This is a genomic window from uncultured Cardiobacterium sp., from assembly GCF_938028185.1.
Classification (GTDB): domain Bacteria; phylum Pseudomonadota; class Gammaproteobacteria; order Cardiobacteriales; family Cardiobacteriaceae; genus Cardiobacterium.
This window is the reverse complement of the sequence record NZ_CALJAH010000176.1, coordinates 1-10,189: the sequence shown is the minus strand read 5'-3', so window position 1 is coordinate 10,189 and position 10,189 is coordinate 1. Positions and strand designations below refer to the sequence as shown.

The following is a 10,189-nucleotide window of genomic DNA, read 5'->3' as shown; positions in this document are numbered from 1 at the left end:
TTTTCTATCCGCGCTATCCGGGATTACGCCTTCTGCCTTGCACCGATAATGTCGCCGCCTATTGGAACCGCTGGTTTGCCAATTTGCTGCATTTGCTGGGCTATGGCTATCTGGTGGCATTCCCGCTGATTAAAATCAATTTGTCGCCATCATTGGGCATGGTCTTTTCCGCACTATTGGCACTGACCGCTTTTATTTACGGCATGGTGGTCGTTATTCGCCAACGCAGTGCGGTGCGGTTAGCATTACGCCATTATGCGGAAGAAACCAATAGCGTCATTTATGCCGGCGCATTGCGTATCTTTGCCTCCATTTGGCATTTGCTGGCAATTGCCTATTTCTTCATGCTGCTCATTCTGAACCTGCTCAGCGGCGAGAAAGAATTGCCGTTTGTCTTGCGCGCGACTTCTTATACCATTCTTTGGGTCGGCAGCGGCTTGCTATTATCCGCGCTGATGACGCAATACATTCACCGCACCATTCGCTTTTCCCCGGAAACGGCACGACGTTTGCCGGGCATTGAGCGGCGACTGAATTTCTATGTGCCGCTCACTTTACGCCTGTTGCGCTTTATCCTCATCTGGCTGGTCTTTTTCAACCTGCTCGGTGCCTGGGAAGTCATTGATTTGGATGCTTGGGCAGCATCGCCGCGCGGAATGCTGTTAATGGGCAAATTCTGGAATATCTTTATTATCCTGCTGGTCGCCATCGTGATGTGGCTGGTGTCGGTGGTCTTCATCGAGCGCTACTTGAGCGCGGAAATCGGTGTCGCGCCAAGCGTGCGCACACAAACGCTGTTGTCGCTCTTTCGCAGCGCCTGGGCGGTGGTGATATTTACCAGCACCGTTATCATGATTCTTACCGAAATCGGTATCAACATTGGCCCGCTGATTGCCGGTGCCGGGGTATTCGGTTTGGCGGTCGGTTTCGGTGCGCAAACATTGGTAAAAGATGTTATTACCGGGATATTTTTCCAGATTGAAAACGCGATTAACACCGGTGATATTGTCACCGTCGATGGCATTACCGGCCGCGCCGAACACGTTGGCATCCGCTCGGTTGGCATCCGCGACAGCTCCGGCACCTATCACTTGATTCCCTTTTCCAACGTCACCCGCGTTTCCAATTATATGCGCGGCCACGCCAACCATATCGCCGAATACGGCATTGCCTACCGCGAAAATATCGACGAAGCGATGGAACAATTACGTGCGGCATTCAACGAACTGGTCAAGGGCGACATGAAGCGCTACATTCTGGAGCCGATTAACATTCAGGGCGTGTCGCAATTGGCAGATAGCGCGGTGATGCTGCGCGTTTCCATCAAAACCACGCCGGGCGACCAATGGATTGTTGGCCGCGCCTATAACCGTCTGGTGAAAATCTATTTCGATGCGGCGGGCATTGAAATGCCATTCCCGCATATGGAAATCTATTTTGGCCAGGACAAGGACGGCAACGCACCACCATTGCATATACGCCACCGCGCCGAAGAAAAAACGCGCCATACCGCCACCGCCCCGGAAAAACCGGCAGAAGCATTCCATGTCGAGAACAAGGACGATATCGCCAATTTGCCGGATTAAACACGCGCGCAGAAAAACCACGAAAACCGCTTGACGGCACCGGAGGCGCTCACTAAAATGCGCGCCTCATCCTTTGGCGGAGTATAGCGCAGTCTGGTAGCGCATCTGGTTTGGGACCAGGGGGTCGGGGGTTCAAATCCCTCTACTCCGACCAGCAACCCGAAACGTGCCCGTAGCTCAACCGGATAGAGCAACGGCCTTCTAAGCCGTAGGTTACAGGTTCGAGTCCTGTCGGGTGCGCCAAGCAGGATTTCTTTTCAATGGTGGGTGTAGCTCAGATGGTTAGAGCGCCGGATTGTGATTCCGGAGGTCGTGGGTTCGATTCCCATCATCCACCCCATCACGCTTTACCATAGCGTCTCGTATCTCCCAAAAAAACCGCTGTATTTACGGCGGTTTTTGTTTTGCGGATTGCCATATCATCCCGCCGCGTCCCATTGTATCCCACGCAATCTGTGGGACATCCAGACTATAAAATCAAAGTTCGCCCCACTAAACCGCCCCGTATTTATAGCCGTTCACCGAAAGTTTCGGACAAGGCGTACTGTCTTCGGCGACGCGCCTTGTCTGAAACTTTCGGTGGACGGCTATATCAATTCAAATTCCGCAGGCGGGTTGGTGTCTGTAAAGATTTGGCCATCCATTGTGTTATGGGGTTATTTCTGCACCCGTCTGACGCTCGCGATGTCTTTGACTTGCGCGATGCGGTCAATGACGCGCGAGAGCTGCTCCATGTCGGTGATTTCCAGGCTGAAGCTGCCGTAGATGCGGTTGCGGTCGTCCTGTTGCATTTTGACGTCCAGTATCGGGATTTTTTCGTTGGCGAGTATTTGGCTGACGTCGCGCAAGAGGTGCGGGCGGTCGAAGGCCTCTATCGCGATGTCCACCGCGAACTGGCCGCCCGCGTTTTCGTTCCAGTGCACGTCCATGATGCGCGCCGGGTGCGCTTTGGCGAGGTGTTGCAGGTTGGGGCAGTCGGCGCGGTGGATGTTCACCCCCCGCCCCTGGCTGATGAAGCCGCGTATTGGCACCGGCGGCACCGGCTGGCAGCAGGTGGCGAAGTTCACCAGCAGGTTATCGACGCCGGCGACGTCGATGTTTTGCCGGCTTTGTTTGCGCGGCGCTTTCACCGGGATGCGCGCCAGTCGTTCGTCCAGCGTCGGTTGTTCGGCGTTTTTTTGTTGGCGCAGCGAGAGTTCGTGGATAACGCTCAAGACGCCGATGTCGCCGAAGCCGATGCCTGCGTAGAGGTCAGTGATGCTGTGGGTGTTGAAGTGTTGCGCGAGCTCGTTGAGCAGTTTGTTGTCCGGGGTGATGCCGAGGCGGCGGCTTTCGCGTTCGAGCATTTCTTGTCCGGCCTGGACGCTTTTTTCTTTTTCGAGTTTTTTGAAGTAGCTGCGTACTTTGGCTTTGGCGCGCGCGCTTTGCAGGTAGCCGAGGTGGTCGTTGAGCCAGTCGCGGCTGGGGTTGGCTTCTTTTTGGGTGAGGATTTCGACGCTGTCGCCGTTTTTCAGCGTGGTGGTCAGCGGCACGATTTGCCCGTTTACTTTGGCGCCCCGGCAGCAGTGGCCGAGCTGGGTGTGGATGTGGTAGGCGAAATCGAGCGGCGTCGCACCTTCGGGCAGGTCAACAACGCGCCCTTGCGGCGAGACGGCGTAAACGCGGTCGCGGAAGGCTTCGTTTTTGAACTGGTCAAAGACGACGTCGCCCCGGTTGTGGTCGCCGCTTTCGATCATCCGCCGCAGCCATTCGATTTGTTGCTCGAACTGTTTGCTGTGGCGGATGCCTTTTTCTTTGTAGAGCCAGTGCGCGGCGACGCCCAGCTCGGCGTGCTCGTGCATTTTGCTGGTGCGGATTTGCACTTCGATGACGCGGTTTTCCGGGCCGATGAGCGAGGTGTGCAGCGACTGGTAGCCGTTCGCCTTGGGGTGGGCGATGTAGTCGTCAAATTCTTCGGCGATGGGCTGCCACAGTTCGTTCACCACCGACAGGGTGTGGTAGCAGTCGGCTTCGGTCTCCACTTCGACGCGCACCGCGCGAATGTCGTTCAACTGCTCGAAGCGCAGGCCTTTGCGCTTCATTTTCAGGTAGATGCTGTTGATGTGTTTGACGCGACCATAGAGGCGTTTGACGGTGACGCCCGCGTCGGTGAGGCGGTAGCGCAAGAGATCGATGATGCGGGCGATGTAGCGCTCGCGATCGACGCGCTTGCCTTCGAGTTCGCCCGATATTTCCTGATAAATGTCCGGCTCAAGGGTACGCAGCGCGCGGTCTTCCAGCTCCCATTTGAGCTGGGCGATGCCGAGACGGTTGGCAAGCGGCGCCAGCAGGTCGCGCGTTTGCAGCGCAAGACGCTGTTGCTCGGCGGCGCTGTACTGGTTCATGTGGCGCATCAGCACGACTTGCAGCGCGAGTTTCAAGATAACGGCGCGCATATCGCTCGCCATCGCCAACAGCATTTTGCGCAGGCGCTCAAGGTCGCTTTGCTCCTGCTCGTGCAGGTGGTCGATGAGGGAGAGGTCGTCCAGCGCTTGCAACAGCGGGGTGACGGCCTTGCAGGGGCTTTCGGCGAGCGCTTCGGCGTCGAGATGCTTTTTCCGCCACGGCGCGACGAGCAGTCCGGCGGCAAGCAGGCTGGCATCGCCGCGCAGGTCGAGCAGGAGTTTGATGAGCATCTGGCTGCGTTCGTCCGGCGGGGTCGGGGTGCGGGCGGCGAGTTCCCACGCGGCGGCGATCAGCTCGCGCGCGGCGGTGTCGGTGTAGTGTTCCTGGGCGGCGGTGAGCCAGGCGGGACGGGTGGCGGTGTTCATTCGTGGTTTTCCGGGCGATTGGTTTGCTTGCAGAGTAGCGGGTCATATTCAAGGTGTGAAGTATAGCGCTTTCAACGCGCCTGACTGCCCGGTAGTGGCAAGACCAGCGTCTGCACGCCTCGCTGCGTTGGCAGCAGCTCCAGATACAGAAATGCGCCATCGCGGCGCATCCCTTTCGGCAAATGCACCGGGTCACGCAGAGTGGCAAAAGCGGCGAGATAGCGGTTCACGTTCAACAGGCGCGCCTGGTAGTCGTCCATGGTTATGAGCCTGCACAATCCGTCGCGTGGTGCGCAGAAATCAAACACGGGATGCCGGGGCGGCACGGCCACTTCGCCACGCGCGACCGCTGTCAATACTTCCGGCGCGGCGTAGCGGGTAAAGCCGCGAATGAAATAGCGGGGCAGATGCCGCAGTACGAAGGAATAGGCGACCGTCATCCAGTCGCCAACCGCCTCCGCCTCGCCCGACATGAAAAAGCGCCACTCACCATACATCTGCGCCGCCAGCGCCAGTTGCACGTTTGCCAGTGGCTGCAATTCGTCGCACGTTGCGGGCAGTGGCGCATCCGCAGGCAGCTCCGCCCGCATCGCCGCCAGCAGGCGTACGTTCTGCTCAAGCAGCGCCACGCCCACCATGGCATCCAGCAGCAGGTTGTCGCTCAGGAGCAAACGCCGCCCGATAACCGCCACATCACACGCCGATTGCAGCGCTGCTTCTTGTTCGCCGCTGACAAAGCGGAAGGCGTTAACCTCGCTCAGGGCAAAGAGGCGCGTAAATTTCGGCGAATCTTCAATGCTTGCCGCGCGGCGGAAATGGGCAAAGCGCAGCAACGGCAGCAAATCCGGCAGCAACGCGGCACGCTCCACCGCAGGCAGCGCCTGCCACAATGGCAAATGTTCACGGGCAAAGGCGAGCGGCGCCGCTTCATCCCGCTCCATCCGTGGGATTTCCCTCGGTAACGATGCCGTAGCTTCCAGCGTCGCCGCCAATGTGGCAAAACCGCTTGCGCCGCTGACCGGCGCACGCGCGTTTTGCAACAGCGCGACGTCGGCAGGGTGCGGCGCGGAGAGCGTGCCAATCAATATGGCAAGGGTGAGGATTGGTGCAAACATGGTGATGCCGGGGGTTAGATGCGGTCGCGTTATTGGGGTTTATAGCAATCCACCGAAAGCTTCATACGGTGTTGCGCTGCCTCGCCGTACAAATGCGTACTGTCTTCGGCGACGCAACACTGTACAGGGCTTTGTGAGGATGACTATATGAAAAAGGTGCGCCGGGGCGCACCTTGTTTGTGTGGAGTTATTGCAGGCCGCGTTGTAGTCGTTCGAGGTTTTCGCGCACGTCCACGCTGATGCCGTCCACGGCAGCGAGTGTTTCCAGTTCGGCGCGTACCAGCGCTTTGCGTTCGTTGTCCATGCGGCTGACGATGGCGTAGCCGTTGAGCATCCGTGCCGCGACTTGCGGGTTGCTGAGGAGGATGCGGCGGATTTGTCCGGCGGCAAAGCGGTAGCCGCTGCCGTCTTCGGCGTGGAAGATGGCGGGGTTTTGTTGCATCAGGGTGCTGACCAGCGCGCGGAAGCGGTTGGGGTTGTCCGGGTGGAAGTCGGGGTGTCCGGCGAGCGCGGTGATGCGTTCCAGTGCGCCTTCGCTGTGATCTTGTGCCTGTACCGCGAACCATTTGTCGATGACGAGCGGCTGGTCGCGGTATTTGTTGTAGTAGGTGGCGAGCGCCTGTTCGCGGTAGTGGTCGTGGCGGCGGTTGAGCGCGTGCAGGACGTTCATGCGCGTGGTCATGTTGTCAGCGCGGTTGTGCCGTTCGAGCAGTTGTTGGCGGTAGGGTTCGTCTTCAAAGAGGGCGAGGGTGCGGGCGGCAAGGCCGCGCAGTTTGCGGATGCCTGCGTCTTTGATGCTGTATTTGCCGGAGGCGGGTTCGGGCGCGTTTTCGAGCCAGTCCACCCAGTCGCGCCGCATTTTCAGCGCCAGGATGCGGACAACGCGGTCGTGGGCGGCGATGGCCGCGCTCATGTTCACCGGGTCGGGCAGGGTGTTGAGCAGGGTGTTCAGCGCCGGGATTTCGAGCAGCAGGGCTTTTTCGGCTTCGCTGCGTTTGTCGTGGGCGAGGATACTCTGCATGATGTCGCTCAAGGCGGCGCTGTGTTCGCGCAGTTCGCGCGGTTTTTTGAGTGCCTGCTCGAAGATGCGGCGGTAGAGGATTTGCATGGCTTCAAAGCGGGCGAAGCCGTCCGGCGCGTGCGCGACGATGGCGGCGAGTTCGTCGTTGTCGTAGCGGTGTTGGTAGTACACCGGCGCGGAGTAGTTTTGCATGAGTACCGGGATGAGTTCCGGCTCGGCGCGCTCGAAGGTCCAGGTGGCGCTGTTTTTTTCGAGGAGCAGGGTTTGTTCGTAGTTGCCGTCGGCGAAGCGGTAGAGGCGGCCGCTGCGGCTGATGAGGGTGAGGCGGATGGGGATGACCAGCGGGCGCGGTGGGGTGACGGCGCTCGTGTCTTGCATGGCGGCGACGGTGAAGCTGCGTTCGTGCTGGTTCCAGGAGGAGGTGAAGGTGATTTTTGGGGTGCCGCGCGTGGTGTACCAGTTGAAGTATTGGCCGGTGAAGTTGTATTCGCCGCCGTCGCTCATGGCGCGGGCGAAGTCTTCGATGCGCACGGCCTGGCCGTCGTGGCGCTCGATGTAGCGTTTCATGCCGCGCTGGAAGGCGGCTTCGCCGAGGATGGTGTGGTACATCCTGATGATTTCCGCGCCTTTTTCGTAAACGGTGGCGGTGTAGAAGTTGTCGATGGCGGCGTATTCTTGCGGTTGTACCGGGTGGCTCATCGGCCCGGCGTCTTCGGGGAATTGCATGGCGCGCAGGCGGATGACGTCGCCGATGCGTTCCAGCGCGCGTTCGCCCATGTCGGCGGAGAATTCCTGGTCGCGGAAGACGGTGAGGCCTTCTTTGAGCGAGAGCTGGAACCAGTCGCGGCAGGTGACGCGGTTGCCCGTCCAGTTGTGGAAGTATTCGTGACCGATGACGGAGCGGATGCCGTGGTAGTCTTCGTCGGTCGCGGTGTCGGTGTCGGCGAGGACGAAGCGGGTGTTGAAGATGTTGAGCGATTTGTTTTCCATCGCGCCCATGTTGAAGTCGCTGATGGCAACGATGTTGAATTGTTTGAGGTCGTAGGAGAGGCCAAAGCGTTCTTCGTCCCAGTGGATGGCGTCTATCAGCGATTGCATCGCGAAGTCGGTCTGGTTGATATAGGCCGGTTCGGTGTAGATGTTGAGGCTGATTTTTTTGCCTTTGGGCGTGGTGATGCGGCGGCTGATGTGGGCGAGGTTGCCGGCGACGAGGGCGAAGAGGTAGCTCGGTTTGGGGTGCGGGTCGTACCACTGCGCGTAGTGGCGGCCGCCGGGCAGTTCGCCCTGGCCGTCCGGGTCGCCGTTGGAGAGCAGCACCGGGCAGGTGTTTTGGTCGGCTTCGATGCGCACGCGGTAGGTGGCGAGTACGTCCGGGCGGTCCAGTGTCGGTGTGATGCGGCGGAAGCCTTCGGCTTCGCATTGGGTGCAGTAGATGCCGTTGGAGCGGTAGAGGCCGGAGAGTTCTTTGTTGTCGTCCGGCTTCAGCCGCACCACGGTGTGCAGGATGAAGTCGTCGGCAACGTTTTTGAGCAGCAGCCGCTCGCCGTCGTAGTCGTATTGTCCGGCGGTGAGCGCTGTGCCGTTGATTTCTATCACGTCGAAGGCGAGGTGTTCGGCATTGAGCGCGAGGTGTTTGTCCTGTGGCAGTTCCCAGCCGTTTTCATCGTGGCTCGGCTGGTTGCGCACGATGTGCTGGCTGTGGCTGACCAGGACTTCTCCGCTGTTTTGCAGGTCAAATTTGAGTTCGTGGTGTTTGACCGTGAAGGCTGGCGGGCGGTAGTCCGCCAGCCGGATGGTTTTCAGTGCCGTCATCTCGCTCCGTCCGTGATGGGTGGGGTTAGTGGGTCTGGTTTTTGCTCGTCTGCGCTTCCACGACGGCGATGGCCGCCATGTTGATGATGCGGCGCGTGGTCGCGTTGTTGGACAGCACGTGTATCGGTGCGTCCACGCCAATCAGCATCGGCCCGATCATGGTGGCATCGGTCGCGGCTTTCAGCAGGTTGAGGCTGATGTTGCCCGCGTCGATGTTCGGCATGATGAGCAGGTTCGCCATGCCTTGCAGACGGTTGTCGGGGAAGGCTTCCTGACGCAGTTGTTCGATGAGGGCGCAGTCGGCCTTCATTTCGCCTTCGATTTCAAGGTCGGGGCGGCGCGCGCGGATTTGCGCCAGCGCATCGCGCATATGGCGTGCGCTCGGCAGGTAGGCGCGGGTGCCGAAGTTGGAGGCGGAGAGCAGCGCGATTTTCGGGGTGATGCCGAACATTTCCATCATCTTCACCGCGTGCAGGGTGATGGCGGTGAGTTCGTCAGCGTTCGGGTTTTCATGCACCTGGGTGTCGGTGATGAATATCGGGCCTTTCGGTGTCAGCATCAGGCTGAGCGCGGCCGGTTGGCTCATGTCGTCGTGGAGGCCGAAGACACCGCAGACGCGCCGCAGGTGGCGTTCGTAGCGGCCAATGACGCCGCAGAGCATGGTGTCAGCGTAGCCCAGTTTGACCAGCATTGCGGCGAGGGTGGTCGGGCGGGTGTTCATCTGTACCCGCGCTTCCGCCGGGTCAATGCCTTCGCGCGCGCGCAGTTCGTGATATTTGCGCCAGCATTCTTCGTAATGCGGGTTGTTCATCGGCTCGATGAGCTGCACGTCGCGATCCAGGTCAAGCTGCATATGGTTTTCGGCGAGGCGCTCCTCGATGCGTTTGCGGCGGCCAATCAGAATCGGTTTGGCGATGCCTTCCTGCACGCAGGCGATGGCGGCGCGGATGACGCGCACGTCCTCGCCTTCGGCAAAGGCGACGCGCAGCGGGTTGGCACGGGCGCGATCGACAATCGGCTTCATCGCAAAGCCGCTCTTGTTGAAGAGCAGCGCCAGTTTTTCCTGATATTCCGCCAAGTTTTCGATCGGACGGCGGGCGACGCCGCTTTCCATCGCCGCCTTGGCGACCGCGACCGGAATCGTCGAAATCAGACGCGGGTCAAACGGTTTGGGGATGACGTAATCCTTGCCATAAACCAGCGCTTGCCCGCCATAGGCGGCCATCACTTCTTCACCGGCGGGGGATTTGGCGAGGTCGGCGATGGCATAAACCGCCGCCATTTTCATCGCTTCGTTAATCGTGGTCGCGCCGACATCCAGCGCGCCACGGAAGAGATAGGGGAAGCAAAGGACGTTATTGACCTGGTTCGGATAATCGGAACGGCCAGTGGCGACAATCGCGTCATCACGCACCGCGTGCACTTCTTCCGGCATGATTTCCGGCACCGGGTTGGCGAGCGCCAGCACCAGCGGTTTCGCTGCCATCGTTTTAATCATTTCGCCGGTAAGCAGCCCCGCCTGCGACACACCGAGGAACACATCCGCGCCAGCGAGCGCTTCAGCGAGACTGCGCGCGTCCGTCTTGGCGACAAACTCCGCCTTGCGCCCGTCGAGCTTGCCGGGGCGGCCTTCATAAATCGGCCCTTTGGAGTCGCAGACGATGATGTTTTCCTTCTTCACGCCCAAATTGACAAACATATCCAGGCACGCCATGCCCGCCGCGCCCGCACCGGATGCGACCACACGCACCTTGCCAATGTCCTTGTCCTGCAAGCGCAGCGCGTTGATGAGCGCGGCAGAGGCGATAATCGCGGTGCCGTGCTGGTCATCGTGGAAAACCGGGA

The 10,189-nt window shown here is 59.8% G+C and carries 5 protein-coding genes and 3 tRNA genes; 4 read left to right on the top strand and 4 right to left on the bottom strand.

Annotation, left to right across the window (positions count from 1 at the left end):
- From Q0349_RS05125 to Q0349_RS05110, 4 genes are all read left to right on the top strand, one after another.
- The coding region (locus Q0349_RS05125) for a mechanosensitive ion channel domain-containing protein (RefSeq protein ID WP_298079803.1) at positions 1-1,586 on the top strand (1,586 nt) is incomplete at its 5' end.
- A gap of 77 nt (positions 1,587-1,663) precedes the next feature.
- Positions 1,664-1,740 (top strand) — tRNA-Pro (locus Q0349_RS05120).
- Positions 1,741-1,752: 12 nt separating this feature from the next.
- A tRNA-Arg gene (locus tag Q0349_RS05115) sits at positions 1,753-1,829 on the top strand.
- A gap of 20 nt (positions 1,830-1,849) precedes the next feature.
- Positions 1,850-1,926, top strand: a tRNA-His gene (locus Q0349_RS05110).
- A gap of 316 nt (positions 1,927-2,242) precedes the next feature.
- On the opposite strand, the gene Q0349_RS05105 is transcribed toward Q0349_RS05110, so the two are convergent.
- The 4 genes from Q0349_RS05105 to Q0349_RS05090 all read right to left on the bottom strand — a co-directional run.
- Positions 2,243-4,396 carry a bifunctional (p)ppGpp synthetase/guanosine-3',5'-bis(diphosphate) 3'-pyrophosphohydrolase gene (locus tag Q0349_RS05105; protein ID WP_298079802.1) on the bottom strand — a complete coding sequence of 718 codons (2,154 nt, stop codon included), beginning with the start codon at positions 4,394-4,396 and terminating at the stop codon, positions 2,243-2,245.
- A 71-nt stretch (positions 4,397-4,467) separates the two neighbouring features.
- The gene (locus Q0349_RS05100) at positions 4,468-5,511 is read right to left on the bottom strand and encodes a hypothetical protein (protein ID WP_298079801.1); all 1,044 of its coding nucleotides are present in this window, start codon (positions 5,509-5,511) and stop codon (positions 4,468-4,470) included.
- 187 nt (positions 5,512-5,698) lie between these two features.
- Complete coding sequence (gene pepN, locus Q0349_RS05095) at positions 5,699-8,344, bottom strand: aminopeptidase N (RefSeq protein ID WP_298079800.1); 2,646 nt, start codon at positions 8,342-8,344, stop codon at positions 5,699-5,701.
- 25 nt (positions 8,345-8,369) lie between these two features.
- A partial coding sequence (locus Q0349_RS05090; RefSeq protein ID WP_298079799.1) for a phosphate acyltransferase occupies positions 8,370-10,189 on the bottom strand: 1,820 nt, incomplete at its 5' end.

Excerpts from the sequence above, each read along its gene's own strand:
- Q0349_RS05105 (WP_298079802.1), bottom strand. The coding sequence starts at position 4,396 with ATGAACACCGCCACCCGTCCCGCCTGGCTCACCGCCGCCCAGGAACAC.
- Q0349_RS05100 (WP_298079801.1), bottom strand. The coding sequence starts at position 5,511 with ATGTTTGCACCAATCCTCACCCTTGCCATATTGATTGGCACGCTCTCC.
- pepN (WP_298079800.1), bottom strand. The coding sequence starts at position 8,344 with ATGACGGCACTGAAAACCATCCGGCTGGCGGACTACCGCCCGCCAGCC.